This window comes from Kitasatospora sp. NPDC057542, assembly GCF_042801945.1.
In the GTDB taxonomy this organism is placed as follows: Bacteria; Actinomycetota; Actinomycetes; order Streptomycetales; family Streptomycetaceae; genus Kitasatospora.
Map to the genome: position 1 here is coordinate 1 of NZ_JBHVFE010000062.1, position 21,579 is coordinate 21,579.

Annotated in this window: 17 protein-coding genes and 1 pseudogene; 11 read left to right on the plus strand and 7 right to left on the minus strand. The window is 73.0% G+C overall.

Annotated elements, in window-relative coordinates:
• Positions 1-51 precede the first annotated feature (51 nt).
• The 4 genes from ACFU7Y_RS11040 to ACFU7Y_RS11055 all read right to left on the minus strand — a co-directional run bounded on the left by ACFU7Y_RS11040 (position 52) and on the right by ACFU7Y_RS11055 (position 6,061).
• Positions 52-1,131 (minus strand): NAD(P)/FAD-dependent oxidoreductase, encoded by a 1,080-nt coding sequence (locus ACFU7Y_RS11040; protein WP_224284195.1) that lies wholly within the window; start codon positions 1,129-1,131, stop codon positions 52-54.
• Between the two features lie 88 nt (positions 1,132-1,219).
• Complete coding sequence (gene sigJ, locus ACFU7Y_RS11045; RefSeq protein WP_380767482.1) at positions 1,220-2,155, minus strand: RNA polymerase sigma factor SigJ; 936 nt, start codon at positions 2,153-2,155, stop codon at positions 1,220-1,222.
• A 112-nt stretch (positions 2,156-2,267) separates the two neighbouring features.
• Positions 2,268-4,331: an ABC transporter ATP-binding protein gene (locus ACFU7Y_RS11050; RefSeq protein ID WP_380767484.1), complete on the minus strand. Its 2,064-nt coding sequence runs from the start codon at positions 4,329-4,331 to the stop codon at positions 2,268-2,270.
• Positions 4,328-6,061, minus strand: coding sequence for an ABC transporter ATP-binding protein (locus ACFU7Y_RS11055; protein ID WP_224280603.1), 1,734 nt, complete (start codon positions 6,059-6,061; stop codon positions 4,328-4,330). Before ACFU7Y_RS11055 ends, ACFU7Y_RS11050 begins: the two co-directional genes overlap by 4 nt.
• Before the next feature lie 311 nt (positions 6,062-6,372).
• Here ACFU7Y_RS11055 and ACFU7Y_RS11060 point away from each other — a divergent pair, with 311 nt between their 5' ends.
• From ACFU7Y_RS11060 to ACFU7Y_RS11070, 3 genes are read left to right on the plus strand one after another with little or no spacing between them, the layout of a single operon-like run.
• Positions 6,373-8,295 (plus strand): long-chain fatty acid--CoA ligase, encoded by a 1,923-nt coding sequence (locus tag ACFU7Y_RS11060; protein ID WP_224280602.1) that lies wholly within the window; start codon positions 6,373-6,375, stop codon positions 8,293-8,295.
• A gap of 58 nt (positions 8,296-8,353) precedes the next feature.
• A complete protein-coding gene (gene hemW, locus ACFU7Y_RS11065) occupies positions 8,354-9,583 on the plus strand; it encodes a radical SAM family heme chaperone HemW (RefSeq protein ID WP_380767487.1) in 1,230 nt (409 codons plus the stop codon).
• 40 nt (positions 9,584-9,623) lie between these two features.
• Positions 9,624-9,764 (plus strand): hypothetical protein, encoded by a 141-nt coding sequence (locus ACFU7Y_RS11070; protein WP_224280600.1) that lies wholly within the window; start codon positions 9,624-9,626, stop codon positions 9,762-9,764.
• Here the strand turns inward: ACFU7Y_RS11070 and ACFU7Y_RS11075 are convergent.
• Positions 9,755-10,588, minus strand: coding sequence for a DUF3097 domain-containing protein (locus ACFU7Y_RS11075; protein ID WP_224280599.1), 834 nt, complete (start codon positions 10,586-10,588; stop codon positions 9,755-9,757). The genes ACFU7Y_RS11070 and ACFU7Y_RS11075 overlap by 10 nt on opposite strands.
• 40 nt (positions 10,589-10,628) lie before the next feature.
• Here ACFU7Y_RS11075 and ACFU7Y_RS11080 point away from each other — a divergent pair, with 40 nt between their 5' ends.
• Entirely contained in the window at positions 10,629-11,240 is a 612-nt protein-coding gene (locus ACFU7Y_RS11080) for a hypothetical protein (protein ID WP_380767489.1), read from the plus strand.
• 85 nt (positions 11,241-11,325) lie between these two features.
• Positions 11,326-12,039 (plus strand): hypothetical protein, encoded by a 714-nt coding sequence (locus ACFU7Y_RS11085; protein ID WP_380767491.1) that lies wholly within the window; start codon positions 11,326-11,328, stop codon positions 12,037-12,039.
• A 13-nt stretch (positions 12,040-12,052) separates the two neighbouring features.
• Here the strand turns inward: ACFU7Y_RS11085 and ACFU7Y_RS11090 are convergent, their stop codons facing one another.
• Together ACFU7Y_RS11090 and htpX are read right to left on the minus strand one after the other, a co-directional pair.
• Positions 12,053-12,637 carry a hypothetical protein gene (locus ACFU7Y_RS11090; RefSeq protein WP_380767493.1) on the minus strand — a complete coding sequence of 195 codons (585 nt, stop codon included), beginning with the start codon at positions 12,635-12,637 and terminating at the stop codon, positions 12,053-12,055.
• A gap of 22 nt (positions 12,638-12,659) precedes the next feature.
• Positions 12,660-13,580: a zinc metalloprotease HtpX gene (gene htpX, locus ACFU7Y_RS11095; protein ID WP_224280595.1), complete on the minus strand. Its 921-nt coding sequence runs from the start codon at positions 13,578-13,580 to the stop codon at positions 12,660-12,662.
• Positions 13,581-13,868: 288 nt separating this feature from the next.
• Here htpX and hrcA point away from each other — a divergent pair, with 288 nt between their 5' ends.
• The 6 genes and pseudogenes from hrcA to ACFU7Y_RS11125 all read left to right on the plus strand — a co-directional run bounded on the left by hrcA (position 13,869) and on the right by ACFU7Y_RS11125 (position 21,578).
• Complete coding sequence (gene hrcA / locus ACFU7Y_RS11100) at positions 13,869-14,903, plus strand: heat-inducible transcriptional repressor HrcA (protein ID WP_224280594.1); 1,035 nt, start codon at positions 13,869-13,871, stop codon at positions 14,901-14,903.
• A gap of 75 nt (positions 14,904-14,978) precedes the next feature.
• Positions 14,979-16,118 carry a molecular chaperone DnaJ gene (dnaJ, locus tag ACFU7Y_RS11105; protein ID WP_224280593.1) on the plus strand — a complete coding sequence of 380 codons (1,140 nt, stop codon included), beginning with the start codon at positions 14,979-14,981 and terminating at the stop codon, positions 16,116-16,118.
• Positions 16,119-16,196: 78 nt separating this feature from the next.
• A complete protein-coding gene (locus tag ACFU7Y_RS11110) occupies positions 16,197-16,946 on the plus strand; it encodes a 16S rRNA (uracil(1498)-N(3))-methyltransferase (protein WP_224280592.1) in 750 nt (249 codons plus the stop codon).
• 186 nt (positions 16,947-17,132) lie between these two features.
• Positions 17,133-20,322, plus strand: a pseudogene (locus ACFU7Y_RS11115) (PDZ domain-containing protein).
• Positions 20,323-20,423: 101 nt separating this feature from the next.
• Complete coding sequence (locus ACFU7Y_RS11120) at positions 20,424-21,173, plus strand: RDD family protein (protein WP_380767496.1); 750 nt, start codon at positions 20,424-20,426, stop codon at positions 21,171-21,173.
• Positions 21,174-21,224: 51 nt separating this feature from the next.
• A complete protein-coding gene (locus ACFU7Y_RS11125) occupies positions 21,225-21,578 on the plus strand; it encodes a histidine triad nucleotide-binding protein (protein ID WP_380767498.1) in 354 nt (117 codons plus the stop codon).
• Position 21,579 lies beyond the last annotated feature (1 nt).

The following is a 21,579-nucleotide window of genomic DNA, read 5'->3' on the forward strand; positions in this document are numbered from 1 at the left end:
CACCCGCCCGGGCCCTTCCGGCGTTTTTGGGTCCTCCCGGCCTTCCGGCGGCTACTTCAGGCTGTTGAGGACCACACCGACGATCGCCGCCTTGGCCAGCCGCCCCGCGGTGCCGGTGAACACGGTGGGCCGCATCGAGTCGTCCGGGCGGACCACCTGGAGCAGCCCGTCCCGCCGGCCGAGGCTCACGCACTGCACCGTGTACCGGAACGAGAACGGCTTCGCGGTGCGCCCTGCCAGCAGCTTGCCGAGGTACTGTCCCTGCGGCAGGGCGGTGGCGCAGCCCATCCGCAGGGTGCCGACGCCGGGGACGGTGACCGCGGCGGCGTCGCCGATCACGTGGACGTCCGGGTGGGAGACCGACCGCAGGTGGTCGTCCACCAGGGCCCGGCCGTGCTCGTCCACGGCCAGTCCGGCCTCGGCGGCCAGCGGGTGCGGCTCCAGCGAGGCGGCCCAGACGACGAGGCCGGCGTCGATCGGGCCGGCGGTGGTGCGCAGCCCGTCCGGGGTGACCTCGGTGACGGTGGCGTTCTCGTGGACGCCCACGCCGAGCCGGGCGAGGACGCGCCGGACGTGGGCCCGGCCCTTGGCCGAGTAGGCGCCGCCGACCGGGCCGGACGCGACGATCCGCACCTGCCAGGCCGGGTGGGCCTCGGCGAGTTCGGTGGCCAGCTCGATGCCGGTGGCGCCGCCGCCGACCACGGCCAGGGTGCCGGGCCGGTCGGCCGCGGCGATCCGGCGGTGCAGTTCGGCGGCGTGCTCCGCCGAGCAGGCGAGCTGTTCGGCGCCGGGGACGCCGTGCCAGGCGGTGCGGCTGCCGAGGGCGTAGACGAGGGTGTCGTACGCGAGGGTGGTGCCGTCGTCCAGCCGGACCTCGTGCGCGGCCGGGTCGAGTGCGACGGCCCGGGCCCGGCGGTGCGCGATCCGGCGGTCGCGGGTGAGTTCGGCGATGGTGGGCCAGTCACGGCCGCGGCCGGCGGCGGTCTCGTGCCGGCGGATGCGGTGCAGGATCCGGTCCTCGGGGGCGACCAGGGTGACGGCGTGGTGCCGTCCGGCGCCCTTGGCCGCGGTGAGCCCGGCGTACCCGGCGCCCAGTACGACGATCCGCTGCCCGGTGGTGGTGCTGCTCATCTCGTTCGCCTCCTTGCGAGGGCGCTCCGGTGGAGCGCTGTTCGGGAAGGGGACGACGCGGCCGGTGGGGGTGTGACCGTGACTCGCGTCACAGCTCCACGGCGGGGATGCGGCCGAGCTTCTCGGGGTTGACCACGACGTACGCCTCGGTGATCCGCCCGTCGGCCACGGCGAAGGCGAGGACGCCGCCGACGGTGCCGGTGGTCCGGTCGTACCAGACCAGTCCGGGTTCGCCGTTGACCACGGCGCGGCCGGTGGCCACCTCGGGGGTGAACCACTTGGCGACCAGGCCGGCCACCAACCGGGCCACCCGGTCGGCGCCGTGGATCGGGCGGACCGCGGCGCGGATGATGCCGCCGCCGTCGGAGTGCCAGACCACGTCGGGGTCGAGGATCTCCATCAGGGCGAGGATGTCGCCGCGGCTGCTGGCGGCGGCGAAGGCCTCGACGGCCTGGCGGTGCTCGGCCGGGCCGGCCCCGCCGGTGCGCCGGGTGCCCTCGTGGGCCGGGCGGCCGTCCGGGCCCCGGCCGCCGTCGCGGACCCGGCGGCGGGCCCGGGAGGCGAGCTGGCGGGCGGCGTCGGGGGTGCGCTCCAGGGAGGCGGCGATGTCCTCGAAGCCGACCGCGAAGACGTCGTGCAGCACGAAGGCGGCGCGCTCGGCGGGGGTGAGCTGCTCCAGTACGGCGAGCAGGGCGAGCGAGACGGACTCGCCGCGTTCGGCCAGCTCGGCGGGGGAGTCGGGGCCGTCGGTGTAGGAGACGGCCGGTTCGGGCAGCCACTCGCCGTAGTAGGCCTCGCGGCGGGCTCGGGCGGAGCCCAGCTGGTCGTAGCAGAGCCGGGTGACGACGGTGGTGAGGAAGGCGCGCGGGTCGGCGACGGCGGTGCGGTCGGCGGCCTGCCAGCGCAGCCAGGCGTCCTGGAGGACGTCCTCGGCGTCGGTGAACGAGCCGAGCAGCCGGTAGGCGACCGATCCCAGGTAGCGGCGGTTCGCCTCGAAGGCGTCCGGGGCCGGGTCGTCGATCACGGGCCCAAGGTAGCGCGCGGTGTCCGGAGCGCAAGTGGCCGGGGCGCAAGTGGCCGGGGCGCGAAGGGCCGGGGCGGGATGTCCCCGCCCCGGCCCGCAGGCCGGCCGAGCGTCAGTCCACCTCGACCACGGCCTCGGCGAACTGCGCCTGGTAGAGCCGGGCGTAGGCGCCGTCGGCGGCGATCAGCTGGTCGTGCGAGCCCTGCTCGACGATCGAGCCGTTCTCCATCACCAGGATCACGTCGGCGTCCCGGATGGTGGAGAGCCGGTGGGCGATCACGAAGCTGGTGCGGCCGGTGCGCAGCCGGGCCATGGCCCGCTGGATCAGCACCTCGGTGCGGGTGTCGACGGAGCTGGTCGCCTCGTCCAGGACCAGGATGGACGGCTGGGCGAGGAACGCCCGGGCGATGGTGATCAGCTGCTTCTCGCCGGCGCTGACGTTGGTGCCCTCGTCGTCGATGACGGTGTCGTAGCCGGCCGGCAGGGTGCGCACGAAGCGGTCGACGTGGGCGGCCTTCGCGGCCTCGACGACCTGTTCGTGGGTGGCCGACTCGGCGCCGTAGGCGATGTTGTCGGCGATGCTGCCGCCGAACAGCCAGGTGTCCTGGAGCACCATGCCGATGCCGGAGCGCAGTTCCTCGCGGGACATCGCGGCGATGTCCACGCCGTCGAGGGTGATCCGCCCGGAGCTGACCTCGTAGAACCGCATCAGCAGGTTGACCAGGGTGGTCTTGCCGGCTCCGGTGGGGCCGACGATGGCGACGGTCTGGCCGGGTTCGACCTTGAGCGAGAGGTCCTCGATGAGCGGCTTCTCGGGGTCGTAGCGGAAGGACACGTCCTGGAAGGCCACCCGGCCGCGCACCACGTCGGGCCGTTCGGGCATGGCCGGTTCGGGGCTCTGCTCGGAGGCGTCCAGCAGCTCGAAGACGCGTTCGGCGGAGGCGACGCCGGACTGCACCAGGTTGGCCATGCTGGCGACCTGGGTGAGCGGCTGGCTGAACTGGCGCGAGTACTGGATGAACGCCTGGACGTCGCCGATGGACAGCGCGCCGGAGGCCACCCGCAGGCCGCCGACGACGGCGACCAGCACGTACTGGAGGTTGCCGATCAGCATCATCGCGGGCTGGATGATGCCGGAGATGAACTGGGCCTTGTAGCTGGCCTGGTAGAGCGACTCGTTGTGCTCGCGGAAGGCTTCTGCGGACTCCTGTTGCCGCCCGAACACCTTGACCAGGGCGTGGCCGGTGTACATCTCCTCGATGTGGGCGTTGAGCTGGCCGGTGGACTTCCACTGCTGGACGAACTGCGGCTGGGCCTTCTTGCCGACCTTGGTGGCGACGACCACCGAGACGGGCACCGAGATCAGCGCGATCGTCGCGAGCAGCGGGGAGATCCAGAACATCATCGCGAGCACACCGACCACGGTGAGCAGCGAGTTGACGACCTGTCCCATGGTCTGCTGCATGGACTGGCCGATGTTGTCGATGTCGTTGGTGACCCGGCTGAGCACCTCGCCGCGCGGCTGCTTGTCGAAGTAGCTGAGCGGCAGCCGGCCGAGCTTGGCCTCGACGTCCTGGCGCAGCCGGTAGCTGGCGGCCTGGATGGCCCGGGTGGCCAGCCGGCCCTGGAAGATGCCGAAGACGGCGGAGGCGACGTAGACGCCGAGCACCCAGAGCAGGACGGTGCCGATGGCGCCGAAGTCCATGCCCTGGCCGGGGGTGAAGGCGACGGAGGAGAGCAGGTCGGCGACGCCGCCCTCGCCGTGGGCGCGCAGCCCGTCGACGACCTGTTCCTTGGAGGTGCCGGACTGGAAGCGGGCGCCGACGACACCGGCGAAGATCAGGTCGGTGGCGTCGCCGAGGATCTTGGGGCCGATGACGGCACAGCCGATGCCGAGCACGCCGAGGATCAGGACGCCGACCAGGGTGTTGCGTTCGGGGCGCAGCAGGCCGAGGACGCGCTTGCCGGAGCCCTTGAAGTCCATGGACTTCTCGGCGCCCTGGCCGCCCATGAAGCGGCCGGGGCCGGCCGGGCCGCGGCGGGCGGCGGCGGCCTGCGAGTCGCCGGGCAGGCCGGCGTCCTTCTTCGGGGCGCCCTTCTGCGGGGCGTCCGTGGGGGCGGTGCCTCTCGGGGCCCGGCCCTTGGCCAGGTCCGTCTTGTTTCCGGGGCTGGTCATGCCGCCTCCTGCTCGGTGAGCTGGGAGAGCACGATCTCCCGGTACGTCGGGTTGTCGGCCATCAGTTCGTGGTGGGTTCCGGAGCCGACGACGGCGCCCTCGTCGAGGACGATGATCCGGTCGGCGTCGCGGATGGTGGACACGCGCTGGGCGACGATCAGGACGGTGGCGTCGGAGGTTTCGAGGGCCAGGGCCTTGCGGAGCTTGGCGTCGGTGGCGTAGTCGAGCGCGGAGAAGGAGTCGTCGAAGAGGTAGACGGAGGGCCGGCGGACCAGGGTCCGGGCGATGGCCAGGCGTTGGCGCTGGCCGCCGGAGACGTTGCTGCCGCCCTGGGCGATGGGGGCGTCCAGGCCTTCGGGCAGCTTCTCGACGAACTCCTTGGCCTGGGCGATCTCCAGGGCGTGCCAGAGTTCCTCGTCGGTGGCGTCGGGCCGGCCGTAGCGGAGGTTGCTGGCGACGGTGCCGGAGAAGAGGTAGGGCTTCTGCGGGACGATGCCGACGTTCTCGGCGATCGCGGCGGGGGCGAGTTCGCGGACGTCCACGCCGTCGAGCAGGACCTGGCCGGAGGTGGCGTCGAAGAGCCGAGGGACGAGGCCGAGCAGGGTGGACTTGCCGCTTCCGGTGGAGCCGATGATGGCGGTGGTCTCGCCGGGCCGGGCGGTGAGGTCGATGCCGCGCAGCACCGAGGCCTCGGCGCCGGGGTAGCGGAAGTCGACGTCGCGCAGTTCCAGGTTGCCGCGGCGCAGCACCTCGGTGACGGGGGCGGCGGGCGGGACGACGCTGCTGTGGGTGCCGAGGACCTCCTCGATGCGCTCGGCGCAGACCTCGGCGCGCGGCACCATCATGAACATGAAGGTGGCCATCATGACGCTCATCAGGATCTGCATCAGGTAGGAGAGGAACGCGGTGAGCGCGCCGATCTCCATGGCGCCGCTGTCGATGCGGTGGGCGCCGAACCAGAGCACGGCGACGCTGGAGACGTTCACCACCAGCATGACGGTGGGGAACATGATGGACATCAGCCGGCCGACCTGGCTGGAGACGTGGGTGAGGTCCTCGTTGGCGTCGGCGAAGCGGGCCTGTTCCCGGTCGTCCTTGACGAAGGCGCGGATGACGCGGATGCCGGTGATCTGCTCGCGCAGGACCCGGTTCACGGTGTCGATCCGCTTCTGCATGCTGCGGAACTTGGGGCGCAGCGCGCGGACCAGCAGGACCACGACGACGCCGAGCGCGGGGATGACGGCGAGCAGCAGTCCGGACAGCGGGACGTCCTGGTTGAGCGCCATGATGATGCCGCCGACGCACATGATCGGCGCGGCGACCATGAGCGTGAAGCTCATCAGGGCGAGCATCTGGACCTGCTGGACGTCGTTGGTCGTGCGGGTGATCAGGGAGGGCGCGCCGAACTGTCCGACCTCGCGGGCGGAGAAGCTCTGCACCCGTTCGAAGACGGCGGCGCGGACGTCCCGGCCGAAGGCCATGGCGGTGCGGGCGCCGATGAAGACGGCGCCGATGGAGCAGAGGGCCTGGAGGACGGTGACCGCGATCATCACTCCGCCCACGCGCAGGATGTAGCCGGTGTCGCCCTTGACGACGCCGTCGTCGATGATGTCGGCGTTGAGCGTCGGCAGGTAGAGCGCCGCGAGGGTGGACACCAGCTGGAGTAGCACCAGCAGGGTGATCGGTCGGGAGTACGGGCGGAGGTACGCCCTCAGCAGTCTGATCAGCACTAGCACACTCTTGTCGTCGCGGGTCGGGTTCGCACCCCAATTCTGGGTGTTCTGTAGTGTCGTACAGGCCATTCGGCGTGCGGGAGCCGGAGGTTTGCCGGGCCTTTGCCGAACGGCGGGGGTGCGGCACCGGGGGTGCGGGGAGGTGCCGTCGGGCGCTGCCCTCTTACGGAATGACCGCTTTCCCCCTAGGCTGCTGATTGCCCCTTTGTTACTGACCGGTACCGCTCAGGTGAACCGGGGGCCCGGCGACCACCCCCATGGACGCCGCGACAATCCCGCAGACGGCCACCCGCCCCCGGAGGTCCTCGTTGAGTTCCGCGCAGTCCCTGATCGACTCCGGCAGGCCCGACCTCGTCGCCGCGCGCCCCGCCTCCGTCGCCCACCTGTTCCTGGAGCGGGTCGCCCTGACCCCGAACGCCGAGGCCTACCGCTACCCCTCGCCCGTGGACGAGCAGGCCGCCGACGGCGCACCCGGCGCCGAGCAGTGGCGCTCGCTCACCTGGGCGCAGACCGCGGCCCGGGTCAAGGCGGTGGCCGCCGGCCTGATGGCGCTCGGCATCCGGCCCGAGGACCGGGTCGCCCTGGCCTCCTCGACCCGGATCGAGTGGATCGTCGCCGACCTCGGCGCCATGTGCGCGGGCGCCGCGATCACCACCGTCTATCCCAGCACCAACGCGGACGAGACCGCGTTCATCCTCTCCGACTCCGGCTCCCGGGCCCTGTTCGCCGAGAACGCGGCCCAGCTGGCCAAGGCCGTCGGGCGGATCGACCAGCTGCCCGGGCTGCGCACCGTGATCCTCTTCGACGCGCCCGCCGAGGCCCCCGAGAGCGCCGGCCTGGAGCTGCTCACCCTCGCCGAGCTGGAGGAGCGCGGCACCCGGTACCTGGCGGAGCACCCGGACGCGGTGGAGAAGGCCGTCGACGGGCTCGGCAAGGAGCAGCTGGCCACCCTGATCTACACCTCCGGCACCACCGGCCGCCCCAAGGGCGTGCGCCTGGTGCACGACTGCTGGGCGTACGAGGGCCGGGCGCAGGAGGCCAGCGGGCTGCTGCGCCCCGACGACGTGCACTTCATGTGGCTGCCGCTGTCGCACGTGTTCGGCAAGACGCTGATCTCCGGGCAGATCGCCACCGGGCACGTGATGGCGGTGGACGGCCGGGTGGACCGGATCATCCACAACCTGCCGGCGATCCGGCCGACCGTCATGGCCTCGGCGCCGCGCATCTTCGAGAAGGTCTACAACGGCATCGCGGGCAAGGCCCGGGCCGAGGGCGGCGCCAAGTACAAGATCTTCATGTGGGCGGCCGGGGTCGCCCGCGAGTACGCCCGGGTGATCCAGGAGAGCCGGGTCGCCACCGGTACCGGAACCGCCCCGCTGGGCCTGCGGGTGCAGCACGCGCTGGCCGACCGGCTGGTGTACGCGAAGATCCGGGCGGCCTTCGGCGGCCGGCTGCGTGGCGCGGTCTCCGGCAGCGCCGCGCTCGCCCCGGAGATCGGCTACTTCTTCCTCGGCGCAGGAGTGCCGATCCTGGAGGGCTACGGCCTGAGCGAGACCAGCGCCGGCTCCTGCGTCAACCGTTCGGAGGACGTGCGGATCGGCACGGTGGGCCGTCCGCTGCCCGGCACCGAGGTGCGGATCGCCGAGGACGGCGAGATCCTGCTGCGCGGCCCGGGCGTCATGCGCGGCTACCACAACCTGCCGGAGAAGACCGCCGAGGTGCTGGAGCCGGACGGCTGGTTCCACACCGAGGACATCGGCGAGCTCACCCCGGACGGCTTCCTGCGGATCACCGACCGCAAGAAGGACCTGTTCAAGACCTCCGGCGGCAAGTACGTGGCGCCCAGCGAGGTCGAGGGCAAGTTCAAGGCGGTCTGCCCGTTCGTGAGCAACATCCTGGTGATCGGCAACGGCCGCAACTACTGCACCGCGCTGATCGGCCTGGACGAGGCGGTCCTGCTGCCGTGGGCCGCCGAGCACGGCCTGGCCGGCAAGTCCTACGCCGAGCTGGCCGTCGAGCCGGCCGTGCACGAGCTGGTCGAGGGCTTCGTCAAGCGGGTCAACGCCGATCTCCAGCGCTGGCAGACGATCAAGAAGTTCCACCTGCTGCCCCGCGACCTCGACATCGAGCACGGCGAGCTCACCCCGAGCCTGAAGATCAAGCGCCCGGTGGTCGAGCGGACCTACGCGGACGCGGTGGCCGCGATGTACGCGGGCGCCAACGAGGCCTGACCGGCCCCGTTCCCGTACGGCCCGCCGGGTAGGGCGGGTCGTACGGGACAATGGGTTCATGCCCTCCGCACTTCCCGACGGCGAACCGGTGCCGTCCGACGGTTCCCTGCCCGCGCACGCCCTCCACGGGCTGGGCTCGCGGCCGTTCGGTTTCTACCTGCACGTGCCGTATTGCGCCAGCCGCTGCGGCTACTGCGACTTCAACACCTACACCGCCACCGAGCTGCGCTCCTCCGGGGCGGTCGCCTCGCAGGAGACGTACGCGGACAACGTGGTCGCCGAGATCCGGCTGGCCCGGAAGGTGCTGGGGGAGACGGACCTCCCGGTGCGGACCGTCTTCCTCGGCGGCGGCACCCCGACCCTGCTGCCGGCCCGCGACCTGGTGAAGATGCTCGCCGCGATCCGCGAGGAGTTCGGGCTCGCCGAGGACGCCGAGGTCACCACCGAGGCCAACCCGGAGTCGGTGGACCCGGCGTACCTGGCCGAACTGCGCGAGGGCGGCTACAACCGGCTCTCCTTCGGCATGCAGAGCGCCCGTCCGCACGTCCTGCGGCTGCTCGACCGCCACCACACCCCGGGCCGCCCCGAGGCCTGCGTGGCCGAGGCCCGCGCGGCCGGCTTCGAGCACGTCAACCTCGACCTGATCTACGGCACCCCGGGCGAGTCCGACGACGACTGGCGGGCCTCCCTGGACGCCGCCATCGGCGCCGGGCCCGACCACGTCTCCGCGTACTCGCTGATCGTCGAGGAGGGCACCCGGCTCGCCGCCCGGGTCAAGCGCGGCGAACTGCCGATGATCGACGACGACGTGCACGCCGACCGCTACCTGATCGCCGAGGAGGCGCTCGCCGCCGCCGGCTACTCCTGGTACGAGGTCTCCAACTGGGCCACCACCCCCGAGGGCCGCTGCCGCCACAACGAGCTCTACTGGACCGGCTCCGACTGGTGGGGCGCCGGCCCCGGTGCCCACAGCCACGTCGGCGGCGTCCGCTGGTGGAACGCCAAGCACCCCGCCGCCTACGCCCGGGCCCTCGCCGAGCACCGCACCCCGGCCCTGGCCCGCGAGGTGCTGGCCGACGAGGACCGCCGCGTCGAGCGCATCCTCCTCGAACTGCGCCTGGTCGACGGCGTCCCCCTGGACCTCCTCACCGACACCGGCCGCAAGTCCGCCGCCCGGCACCTCGCCGACGGCCTCCTCGCCGCCGGCCCCTACGAGCAGGGCCGCGCCGCCCTCACCCTCCAGGGCCGCCTCCTCGCGGACGCGGTCGTACGTGACCTGGTGGACTGAGTGTCGCTAACGTGGTGTCAGCCGTCGGAGGGGGCGCGCAATGACCGCCATCGATGACCGGATGATGGGAGTCTTCGAGAACCTGGAGGTTCCGGAAGGCGTCGAGGCCGAGCTCATCAGGGGGCAGGTCGACCTGCTCGACATCACCCTGGACACCTCGGAGTTCCAGACCTACTCCTGACCGGGCAGGGCCGTGAAGTCGATCAACTCCTCCACCCGGCCCAGCAGTTCGGGCTCCAGGTCCTTGTAGGAGTTCACCTTCGAGAGGATGTGCTTCCAGGCCGCCGGAGTGTCCACCGGCCAGCCGAGGCGGCGGCAGGTGCCCTCCTTCCAGTCCTCGCCGCGGGGGACGGCGGGCCAGGCGGGGATGCCGACGGAGGCGGGCTTCACGGCCTGCCAGATGTCGATGTAGGGGTGGCCGACGACCAGCACCGAGTCGCCGGTGACCCTGGCGGCGATGCGGTGCTCCTTGGTGCCGGGGAGCAGGTGGTCGACCAGGACGCCGAGGCGGCGGCCCGGGCCGGGGGCGAAGTCGGCGACGATCGCGGGCAGGTCGTCGATGCCGCGCAGGTACTCGACGACCACGCCCTCGATCCGCAGGTCGTCGCCCCAGACCCGTTCGACCAGCTCGGCGTCGTGCCGGCCCTCGACGTAGATGCGGGACTCCCGGGCGATCCGGGCGCGGGCGTCCGGGACGGCGATCGAGCCGGAGGCGGTGCGGGCCGGGGTGCGCGGCGCCGCCGGGCCGGTGGGGCGGACCAGGGTCACGACCCTGCCCTCCAGCAGGAAGCCGCGCGGCACCAGCGGGAACACCCGGTGCTTGCCGAACCGGTCCTCCAGGGTGACGGTGAAGCCCTCGGCGGTCTTCTCGCAGCGCACCACCGCCCCGCAGAAGCCGGTCGCCGCCTCCTCGACCACCAGGTCCCGCTCGGCGGGCACCTCCGGGGCGGGGGCCTGGTTCTTCCACGGCGGGGTCAGGTCGGGTCCGTACTGGCGGCTGCGCATACGGGTGATCATAGGGATCGGGCGCTGGCATGATCACCGCATGCACCGCTTCCACTCCCGCGCCGTCCGGGCCGGCACCTTCCTGTTCCTCGTGCTCTCCGGGGCGGCCTTCGGCCTCGTGAAGGACAGCCGGCCGCAGTACACCGGCGCCGCCGTGGCCGCCCTCGGGGCCGCCTTCGTGCTGTACGTCGTGTCGGAACTGGCGAGTACCGGGGGCGCCGGGGCGGCCGGTGCGGCGGAAGCCACCGCACCGGCCGGGACCGCCGGCGGCGGGGTGCCGGAGCGGGACGAGCCGGGGGACGACCAGGACCTGGAGCTGTGCGACGTCTGCGGCCGGACGGAGCCCAGGACGGTGGACCGCGGGGGTCTGGAGCTGCCCGAGGGGTGGCTGGCCCTGGAGATCGACCGCCGGTCCGCCGAACTGCTCGTCCGGACGTACTGCTCCGAGGAGCACATGCGCCTGGACCTCTCGGGCCCGCTGCCCGCCCCGGAACCTTTCCGGGGCGAGCCCGGCGACCCCTGGGACGGGGCCCCGCGAACCGTCGGGGACCGGCTCGCCGAGGTGGCCTGGGCCCTGGGGCTGTTCCTCCTGAGCGGCTTCCTGCTGCTCGGGTGCGGGCTGGCGGCCCGGTTCCTCATCGGACTGCTGTAGCGGACGGCGTGCTGAGGACGTGAGAGCCCGGGAGCGCCCGTGTGGGAGAGTGCGGGGCGAATCACGAATCCTGGGGGTGGGATCGGTGCGCACACGTCACGGCGCGGTGGTGGGGATCGTTCTGGCGGTTCTCGGCGTGTCGGCCTGCACGGCTGACCAGAAGGCGGGGCCGGAGGCCGCTGCGGCCTTCACCCCGGTGCCCGCGCCCAAGAGCCTGCGCGAGGGCCTGCTGACCCAGGAGCGGCTTCCCCGGGGGTTCCGGCTGAACAAGGTGACGGTCGAGCCGACGTCGACCGCCGCTTCGGTCACGCCCGTCCCCATCGCCTCGCTTCGGTGCGACGAACTTGAGGTCGACTCCTTCATGACGACGCACGCCCCACCCCTGGAGAACGTGGCGGTGGGCCTGGAACGGACGCCGACCGGCGGCGAGGACGACGGCTGGTTCGGCCGGGAGTCGCTCGACCGCTACGTGCCCGGCCGAGCGGCCGAGGTCATGGACGCCATCCGCGGCGCCGCGAAGCGCTGCGCATCCTTCACCACCACACTCACGGACGGCACGAGGATCCGGGAGACCGCGTCCGTCACGCCGGCCGGGGTGCCGGCTGACGAGAGCCTTCTGATCCACTTCACCTCGGCCTTCCCCGGGGACTCAAAGCCGTTCGAGAAGGTCACCGGTTTCGTCCGCCAGGGCGACGTGATCCTCGTGGTGCAGCACTCCTCCAGCCGGAAGCCGTCCACGGACGCCCAAGAGGTCCTCGCCGCCGCCGTGAAGGCGTACCGCTCGACCGCCGGCGGCTGACGCCCGCGCACCGTCACAGACCCGGTGCGCCCCAGACCGGGAACCAGCGGCTCAGGTCCTTCTCCAGCCGCAGATCGTTCCCCAGCATCGCGTTGACCTGCAGCTCCAGCGGGCTGTTGCGCTTCTCCCCGCCGCCGGGCATCGGGGCGAAGGGGTAGAACGTGCCCCGCTTGTAGAGGTAGACCAGGGCCAGCGAACGCCCCTGCGGGTCGCGGAAGGCGACGAGCGAGCAGAGCAGCTGCGGCCCGAAGCCGTTCGCCTCCAGCTCGCTGTTGACCGCGTGCAGGTCGTTCACCAGCTCCGGCAGTTCCTCGGGCCGGTGCCGGGCGAGCAGCCAGGAGTAGCCGTAGCCGTCCGTGGAGGCCTCCACCGGGACGCCGCCGCGCTCGGTGTCGGCGTCCAGCAGCGCCCGGACCTGCTGCTCGACCTGGACGAAGGCCGCGCCCTCGACGGCGGCGAAGCAGACCGAGCCGAGCCCGGTGGGGGTGAACCCGGCCCCGGCCTCCAGGGTGAGCGCGGCGGACGGCACGCCGAACAGCTGGTCGAGGTCGGGCTTGACGGGCTTGGTGCGGCCGAACAGGGCGTCCAGGATTCCCACGGCGGTCCTTTCACATCGGGGGTCAGCGGCCGAGCTGCTCGGAGATCCTCGCCAGCTGCGCCAGCCGCTTCTCCAGCGTCGGATGGGTGGAGAACAGCTGCGAGGCGGTCTCCCGGGCGCTCAGCGCGGGGGCGAAGTAGAAGGCGTTGTACGGCTGCGACTTGCGCAGGTCCTCGGTGGGGATGGCCGCGATCTGCCCGGTCACCTTGGTGAGGGCCGCAGCCAGTGCGCTGGGCCGGCCGGTGAGCTGGGCGGCGGCGCGGTCGGCGGCCAGCTCGCGGTAGCGGGACAGCAGCCGGGTGAGCAGGAAGCTGATCGCGTAGACGACCATCGACACCAGCGGGACGACCAGGGCCACGATGGCCGCGTTCTGGTCGTTGTTGTTGCGCCCGCCGCCCATGAACCCGCCGTACATCGCGATCCGGGTCATCGCCCCGGCGAGGACGCCGAGGAAGCCAGCGATCGTCATCACCGCGACGTCCCGGTGGGCGACGTGCGACAGCTCGTGTGCGAGGACGCCCTCCAGTTCCTCGGGCTCCAGCCGGCGCAGCAGTCCGGTGGTCACGCAGACCACCGCGTTCTGCGGGTTGCGGCCGGTGGCGAAGGCGTTCGGCATGTCGTTGTCGGCGACCGCCACCCGGGGCTTGGGCATGTCGGCCAGGGCACAGAGCCGGTCGACGGTGCCGTGCAGCTGGGGGAACTGCTCCGGGGACACCTGGTGGGCGCCCATCGCCCGCTCGGTGATCTTGTCGCTGAACCAGAACTGGGCGACGAACAGCCCGCCGGACAGCAGGACGATCAGTGGCCAGGCACCGCGCAGAAGCGCGATCAGCAGGCCCGTGAAACCGACGTACAGCAGCCCGATCACGAACATCGTCGCGACCATGCGGCTGGTCAGGCCGCGATCGGGTGCGAAACGGGTGTGCTGGCCCGAGCTCGACATCGCTTGCTCCTCCGTTCGCCGTCGCTATCGATGCTGCCACCCGGACGGCCTCCCGGCACCATCCCGGCGCCGGGAGGATCGAACCGTCGGCGCCCCGCGGGCCGTGGGCGGAACTGCGGGGAGGATCACCCCGGTCGGGCCGTTCCTGCCGTAGGACCCGGGCCTTACACTGGCAGGTACGGATTTGGCACTCGCGTGTTCAGAGTGCCAAGGCCGGGGCCTCCCGGAGCGGCCCGCAGCAGCAAGGGACACAGTCGGACAACGTGCGAAGACGGAGGTGCGTGCCCCATGGCCGGTGAGGTCCGCCAGCTGGACGACCGCAAGCTCGCCGTGCTCCGCGCGATCGTGCAGGACTACGTGGGCACCGAGGAGCCGGTCGGTTCCAAGGCCCTGGTGGAGCGGCACAACCTCGGGGTGTCGCCGGCGACCGTCCGCAACGACATGGCGGCGCTGGAGGAGGAGGGCTACATCCACCAGCCGCACACCAGTGCCGGCCGCATCCCGACCGACAAGGGGTACCGCCTCTTCGTCGACAAGCTCGCCGAGATCAAGCCGATGAGCGCCCCCGAGCGCCGGGCCATCCGGCACTTCCTGGACGGCGCGGTCGACCTGGACGACGTGGTCGCCCGCACCGTGCGGCTGCTCGCCCAGCTGACCCGGCAGGTCGCGGTGGTGCAGTACCCCTCGCTGTCGCGCTCCACCGTCCGGCACATCGAGCTGGTGGCGCTGGCCCCGGCCAAGGTGATGCTGGTGCTGATCACCAACACCGGTCGGGTCGAGCAGCGGATGGTCGACTGCCCGGGCGCGGTCGGCGAGACGGTGCTGGCGGACCTGCGGGCCCGGATCAACGCGAGAGCCACCGGCCGGCGCCTCCCGGAGGTCCCGGGACTGCTGGAGGAACTCCCGGCGCACTTCGAGCAGGCCGACCGGCCGACCGTCAGCACGGTCCTGGCGACGCTGTTCGAGACGCTCGCCGAACAGAACGAGGAACGGATCATGCTGGCCGGCACGGCCAACCTGACCCGCTTCGGGCACGACTTCCCGCTCACCATCCAGCCGGTGCTGGAGGCCCTGGAGGAGCAGGTCGTCCTGCTCCGCCTCCTGGGTGAGACCGCGGACGCCGCGATGACGGTCCGGATCGGGCGGGAGAACGCCTACGAGGGGCTGACTTCCACCTCGATCGTCTCGGTCGGCTACGGTTCGGGCGACGAGAGCGTGGCAAAACTGGGTGTGATCGGTCCGACCCGGATGGATTACCCGGGCACAATGGGGGCGGTGCGAGCGGTGGCGCGGTACGTGGGCCAGATCCTGGCCGAGTCCTAGCAAAGGCCGCCGTTAGAAATCTAACGGGGGCGTCCAGTCGCAGCACTACTACAGGCGGAACAAGCGGAGCATTTGGTGGCCACGGACTACTACGCGGTACTCGGCGTCCGACGGGATGCGGGGCAGGACGAGATCAAGAAGGCGTTCCGGCGCCTGGCACGCGAACTGCACCCGGACGTCAACCCGGACCCGAAGACGCAGGAGCGGTTCAAGGAGATCAACGCCGCCTACGAGGTGCTCTCCGACCCGCAGAAGCGTCAGGTCTACGACCTCGGCGGGGACCCGCTGTCCCCGGGCGGCGGGGGTGCGGGCGGCTTCGGCGCCGGCGCGGCGGGCTTCGGCTTCTCCGACATCATGGACGCCTTCTTCGGCGCCGCGGCCGGCCAGCGCGGCCCGCGCTCGCGCACCCGCCGCGGCCAGGACGCCATGATCCGGCTGGAGATCACCCTGGAGGAGGCCGCCTTCGGCACCACCAAGGAGCTCCAGGTCGACACCGCCGTCACCTGCACCACCTGCAGCGGCGAGGGCGCGGCCCCCGGCACCTCGGCGCAGACCTGTGACATGTGCCGCGGCAAGGGTGAGGTCTCCCAGGTCACCCGGTCCTTCCTGGGCCAGGTCATGACCTCCCGCCCCTGCCCGCAGTGCCAGGGCTTCGGCACCGTCGTTCCGACCCCGTGCCCGGAGTGCGCCGGCGACGGCCGCGTGCGGGCCCGCCGCACCCTGACCGTCAAGATCCCGGCCGGTGTCGACAACGGCACCCGGATCCAGCTGGCCGGCGAGGGCGAGGTCGGCCCCGGCGGCGGCCCGGCCGGCGACCTGTACGTCGAGATCGCCGAGACCACCCACACCATCTTCCAGCGGCGCGGGGACGACCTGCACTGCACCGTCACCATCCCGATGACGGCGGCCGCGCTCGGCACCCAGGTGCCGCTGCAGACCCTGGACGGCCTGGAGGAGGTCGACATCCGGCCCGGCACCCAGTCCGGCCAGTCGATCCCGCTGCACGGCCGGGGCATCACCCACCTGCGCGGTGGCGGCCGGGGCGACCTGATAGTGCATGTCGAGGTGAAGACGCCCGGCAAGCTCGACGCCGAGCAGGAGGAGCTGCTGCGCCGCCTCGCGGTGCTGCGCGGCGAGGAGCGGCCGGCCGGCCAGTTCGCGCCGGGCCAGCAGGGCCTCTTCTCCCGGCTGAAGGACGCCTTCAACGGCCGGTAGCCGTCCGCGGAGGGGTGCCGGGGGAAGTCCCCCGGCACCTCTTCCGTGTTCCCGTCCCACTCCTGGAGGTTCTCCGTCATGACCGCGCCCGTCTTCGTCGTCGAGACCGAGCGGATCGCCGCCGCCGTGCCCGGGGCCGTGGTGCGCCTGGACGGCCCGGAGGGGCGGCACGCGGCCGCGGTGAAGCGGCTGGAGCCGGGCGAGGCGGTGACCCTGGCCGACGGGCTGGGGCTCGGCGTGGACGGCACGGTCGCCGGGGTGCTCGGCAAGGACGCGATCGACGTGACGGTCGCCGCCGTGCGCCGGGAGCCGGAGCCCGCGCCGCGGATCGTGGTGGTCCAGGCGCTGCCCAAGGGCGACCGCGGCGAGCTGGCCGTGGAGACCATGACCGAGGTCGGCGTGGACGTGGTGATCCCGTGGGCCGCCTCGCGCTGCATCACCCAGTGGAAGGGCGAGCGCGGCGCCAAGGCGCTCGCCAAGTGGCGGGCCACCGCCCGGGAGGCGGGCAAGCAGTCCCGTCGGCTGCGCTTCCCCGTGGTCCGGGACGTGATGACCACCCGGCAGCTGACGCCGGTGCTGGCGCAGGCCGCGTTCGCCGCCGTGCTGCACGAGGAGGGCGCCGAGCCGCTGGCACACGCCGGGCTGCCGGAGGGCGGGGACATCGTGCTGGTGGTCGGCCCGGAGGGCGGGGTCTCCCCGGAGGAGCTGGCCGCGTTCGCCGAGGCGGGGGCCAAGCCGTACCGGCTGGGCCCCTCGGTGCTGCGCACCTCCACCGCCGGGGTGGCCGCCGGCGCGCTGCTGCTCGGGCGCACCGGCCGCTGGTCGTAACGGACGCTGGTCGTAACGGCGGTCGGGGCCGCCCCGACCGCCGTCCGCGGGGGTGCCGGGAGTCTGGGAAAAACGGCGCGGATCGTACGCGCACCTGCCTAGGCTGGCCGGGTGACGGACTCCCTGAGCACCTCCCCGAGCACCTCGGCGGGCGCCTACCTGCGCCATCCCCACCTGCACGGCGACCTGGTCGCCTTCGTCGCCGAGGACGACCTCTGGCTCGCCCCGCTGGACGGGAGCCGGGCCTGGCGGCTGACGGCGGACCACCTGCCGGTCCACCACCCGAGGTTCTCCCCGGACGGGCGGCACCTCGCCTTCACCTCCACCCGGGACGGCGCCCCCGAGGTCCACGTGGTGCCGGTGGACGGCGGCCCGTCGCGCCGGCTCACCCACTGGGGCAGCAACCAGACCCGGGTGCTCGGCTGGACGGCCGACGGCAGCCCGATCGCCGTCACCAGCGCCGGTGAGGCCAGTTCGCGCCGCACCTGGGCGCACGCCGTGCCGCTGGACGGCGGCGAGCCGCAGCGGTTGCCGTACGGGCCGGTCGGCGGGCTCGCCTTCGAGCCGGGCGGGGACCGGGTGCTCCTGAACAGCGTCAACGGCCTCGATCCGGCCTGGTGGAAGCGGTACCGGGGCGGGCGGGCCGGCAAGCTGTGGCTCGGCCGGGACGAGTTCGCCCGCGTCCACGCGGAGCTGGACGGGCAGTTGGACTCGCCGCTGTGGGTGGCCGGAGAGGGAGGGCAAGGCGGCAGGATCGCCTTCCTGTCCGATCACGAGGGCGTCGGCGAACTGTGGTCCAGCCGCCCGGACGGCACCGACCTGCGCCGCCACACCGCCGACCCGGACGGCTTCTACGCCCGCAACGCCACCACCGACGGCACCCGGGTGGTCTTCCACCGGGCCGGCGACCTCTGGCTGCTGGACGACCTGGAGGGCGCCGAGCCGCGCCGGCTGGACGTCCGGCCGGCCGGCCCGCGGGCCGGGCGCCGCCCCCGCCCGGTGCCCGCCGCGCACTGGCTGGAGTCCGTCGCCCCCGACCGCACCGGCCGGGGCAGTGCCGTGGTGGTGCGCGGCAGCGTGCACTGGCTGACCCACCGCGAGGGCCCGGCCCGGGTGCTGGACGAGACCCCTGGCGTGCGCGGGCGCCTGGTCCGGGTGGTGCCGGGCGAGGACGGCGCCCAGGGCGTGCTGTGGGTGTCCGACGCCGAGGGCGAGGACGCCCTGGAGTACGCCCCCGACCTGCACGGTGCCGAGCGCCGCCGGCTGGCCGCGGGGCAGCTCGGCCGGGTCAACTCGCTGGTGGTCTCCCCGGACGGCAAGCAGGCCGCGCTCGGCGTGCACGAACGGCCGGGTACTGCTGGTCGCGCTGGCCGACGGCGCCGTGCACGAGCTGGACCGCAGCGCCGACGGCGAGCCCGGCGGGCCGGCCTTCAGCCCGGACTCGGCCTGGCTGGCCTGGTCGCGCCCGGTGCGCGGGATGGGCCCGCACTCGCTGCGCCAGATCGTGCTGGCCAACCTGGCCACCCGGACGGTCGGCGAGGTCACCCAGCCGCGCTTCGTGGACACCTCGCCCTCCTTCACCGCGGACGGCCGCTACCTGGCCTTCCTGTCGGTGCGCAACTTCGACCCGGTCTACGACGCGCACGTCTTCGACCTGTCCTTCCCGAACGGCTGCCGCCCCTACCTGGTCACGCTGGCCGCCGACACGCCCTCCCCGTTCGGGCCGCAGCGGGCCGGGCGCCCGCTCGGCGGGGAGGAGGACGAGCCGAAGGCCAGGAAGGCGGACGGCGAGGAGGCGTCGGCCGACGCCGCGCCCGTGACCAGGGTGGACCTGGACGGCATCGCCGACCGGATCGTGCCCTTCCCGGTCGAGGGCGGCCGCTTCGAGGAGCTGGCCGCCGCCAAGGACGGCGTGCTCTGGACCAGGGCCCCGCTGATGGGCGAACTCGGTGACGAGGCAGCCTCGTTGGACGACGACCGGCCCCGCCCGGTGCTGGAGCGCTTCGACCTGAGGAAGCGCCGGGTCGAGCAGCTGGTGCACGGCCTGGACGACTTCGCGGTCAGCGCGGACGGCACCCGGGCGGCCGTGCTGGACGAGGGAGAGCTGCGGATCGTCCCGGCCGACCACAAGGGCGGCGACGACGAGGAGACCACCGTCGACCTCGCCCGGCTGCGGGTGACCGTCGACCCGGCCGCCGAGTGGCGGCAGATGTTCGCCGAGAACGGCCGGCTGATGCGGGACAACTTCTGGCGCCCCGACCTCTCCGGCGTCGACTGGGCCGGGGTGCTGGAGCGCTACCGGCCGCTGGTCGAGCGGGTCGGCTCGCACGACGAACTGGTCGACCTGTTCTGGGAGGTGCACGGCGAACTCGGCACCTCGCACGCCTACGTGCTGCCGTACGGCCGGTACACCGAGCCGGCCCGGCGCCAGGGCCTGCTCGGTGCCGACCTGGTCCGGGACGGCGAGCGGTGGCGGATCGCCCGGATCCTGCCCGGGGAGTCCTCCGACCCCCGGGCCCGCTCGCCGCTGGCCGCGCCCGGCGCCGCGATCCGCCCGGGCGACGCGGTGCTCGCCGTCAACGGCCGCCCGGTGGACCCGGTCGCCGGCCCGGCCCCGCTGCTGGCCGGCACCGCCGGGCAGCCGGTCGAGCTGACCGTGGCCGGGAAGGACGGCACCGACCGGCGCCACCCGGTGGTCGTCCCGCTCGCCGACGAGGAGGCGCTGCGCTACCACGACTGGGTGGCCGGGCGGCGGGCCGCGGTGCGCGAGCTGTCCGACGGGCGGCTGGGCTACCTGCACCTGCCCGACATGCAGACGGCCGGCTGGGCCCAGCTGCACCGCGACCTGAGCAGCGAGATGGCCAGGGAGGGCCTGGTCGTCGACGTCCGCGGGAACCGGGGCGGCCACACCTCGCAGCTGGTGATCGAGAAGCTGGCCCGCCGGATCATCGGCTGGGACGTCATCCGGGACACCGACCACCCGGTGCCCTACCCGGCGGACGCCCCGCGCGGCCCGGTGGTCGCGCTCGCCGACGAGTTCACCGGCTCGGACGGCGACGTGGTCAACGCCGCCGTCCAGGCGCTCGGGATCGGCCCGGTGGTCGGCACCCGCACCTGGGGCGGGGTGATCGGCATCGACAGCCGCTACCGGCTGGTCGACGGCACCCTGGTCACCCAGCCCAAGTACGCGTTCTGGATGGAGAACTACGGCTGGGGCCTGGAGAACCACGGCGTCGACCCGGACGTCGAGGTGCCGTTCGCCCCGCACCACTGGGTGGCCGGGGAGGACCCGCAGCTGGCCGAGGGCGTGCGGCTCGCCCTGGCGAAGCTCGCCGAGACCCCGGCCCGTACGGCGCCGCCGCTGCCCTGGGCGTAGCGGGGCCTGACCTCCGGAGCGGGAAGTCCGGAGCAGGACGTCGGCCCGTCCGACCTCCTGCTCCGGAGCACGGGGGCGTGGGTAGGATGCGGGGCTGTTTCTTGATCTACAGCTCACGGGGGAACCAGATGGCGCAGGGCTACCCGCCGCCGCAGTACGGCCAGAATCCTTACGCGCAGCAGCCGCAGCCGTACCCGCCGGCACAGCCGCACCAGCCGCAGCCGTACCCGCAGGCGCAGCAGCCGTACCCGCCGGCACAGCCGTACCCGCCGCAGGGTTACGCACCGCAGGGGTACGCGCAGCCGCAGGCACCCGCGCCGCAGGGGTACGCGCGGCCCTATCCGAACCCCTACCCGCAGCCGGAGCAGCCGCGGCGGGCGCTGCCGCCCTGCCCCAAGGAGGCGGGCGGCGGGCGGCGGTTCCTGGCGATCGTGCTGGACTGGCTGTTCGCGATCGGCCTCGGCTTCGTCGCCGCCAACGCCGCGAGCCGCCCGAAGACCAGGCACGTGGCCGGCCACGCCGTGCAGAGCGGTGGGCCGGTGATGCCCTACTTCGTGGCGCTGCTGGTGGTCGGCCTCGCCGCGTCCTTCCTCAACCAGGTGGTGCTCGCCCGGCTGACCGGCTTCAGCGTGGGCAAGGGGATCATGGCGATGCGGGTGGTGCGCCGCAAGGGCGTGATGCGGCCGAACACGTGGCGGCTCACCAGGCGCTGGCTGATCGGTTTCGTCATCCTCGCGGTCGCCTTCCTCACCGAGGACTTCGACACGGACGAAGGAGACGTCGTCGGCATGCGCGCGGTGCGCTGGAAGCACCTCCAGGAGTACCAGCAGGCCGTAGCCTCGCTCGGCTAGGCTGCGCCCGTACGGCCCCACCACTCACGTACCGATCCCGAGGAGAGAAGCATGGCCGGCGAGCCGCAGCCCGACTGCCTGTTCTGCAAGATCGTGGCGGGCGAGATCCCGGCGACCGTGGTGCGCAAGACCGAGCGCACCCTCGCCTTCCGCGACATCGCCCCCAAGGCGCCCGTGCACGTCCTGGTGATCCCGCACGTGCACTACCCGAACGCGGCCGCGCTGGCCGCCGCCGAGCCGGAGATCGCCGGCGAGCTGCTCGCCGAGGCGGGCGCGGTGGCCAGGGACGAGGGCATCGAGGACTACCGGCTGATCTTCAACACCGGTGGGGGCGCCGGGCAGACCGTCTTCCACGCGCACGTCCACGTGCTCGGCGGCATGTCGATGACCGAGCGCATGGTCTGAC

Bases quoted from the DNA above. Each gene is read 5' to 3' on its own strand.
- ACFU7Y_RS11040 (WP_224284195.1), bottom strand. From the start codon at position 1,131: ATGAGCAGCACCACCACCGGGCAGCGGATCGTCGTACTGGGCGCCGGG.
- ACFU7Y_RS11050 (WP_380767484.1), bottom strand. From the start codon at position 4,331: ATGACCAGCCCCGGAAACAAGACGGACCTGGCCAAGGGCCGGGCCCCG.
- hemW (WP_380767487.1), top strand. From the start codon at position 8,354: ATGCCCTCCGCACTTCCCGACGGCGAACCGGTGCCGTCCGACGGTTCC.
- ACFU7Y_RS11070 (WP_224280600.1), top strand. From the start codon at position 9,624: ATGACCGCCATCGATGACCGGATGATGGGAGTCTTCGAGAACCTGGAG.
- ACFU7Y_RS11075 (WP_224280599.1), bottom strand. From the start codon at position 10,588: ATGCGCAGCCGCCAGTACGGACCCGACCTGACCCCGCCGTGGAAGAAC.
- ACFU7Y_RS11080 (WP_380767489.1), top strand. From the start codon at position 10,629: ATGCACCGCTTCCACTCCCGCGCCGTCCGGGCCGGCACCTTCCTGTTC.
- htpX (WP_224280595.1), bottom strand. From the start codon at position 13,580: ATGTCGAGCTCGGGCCAGCACACCCGTTTCGCACCCGATCGCGGCCTG.
- hrcA (WP_224280594.1), top strand. From the start codon at position 13,869: ATGGCCGGTGAGGTCCGCCAGCTGGACGACCGCAAGCTCGCCGTGCTC.
- ACFU7Y_RS11110 (WP_224280592.1), top strand. From the start codon at position 16,197: ATGACCGCGCCCGTCTTCGTCGTCGAGACCGAGCGGATCGCCGCCGCC.
- ACFU7Y_RS11125 (WP_380767498.1), top strand. From the start codon at position 21,225: ATGGCCGGCGAGCCGCAGCCCGACTGCCTGTTCTGCAAGATCGTGGCG.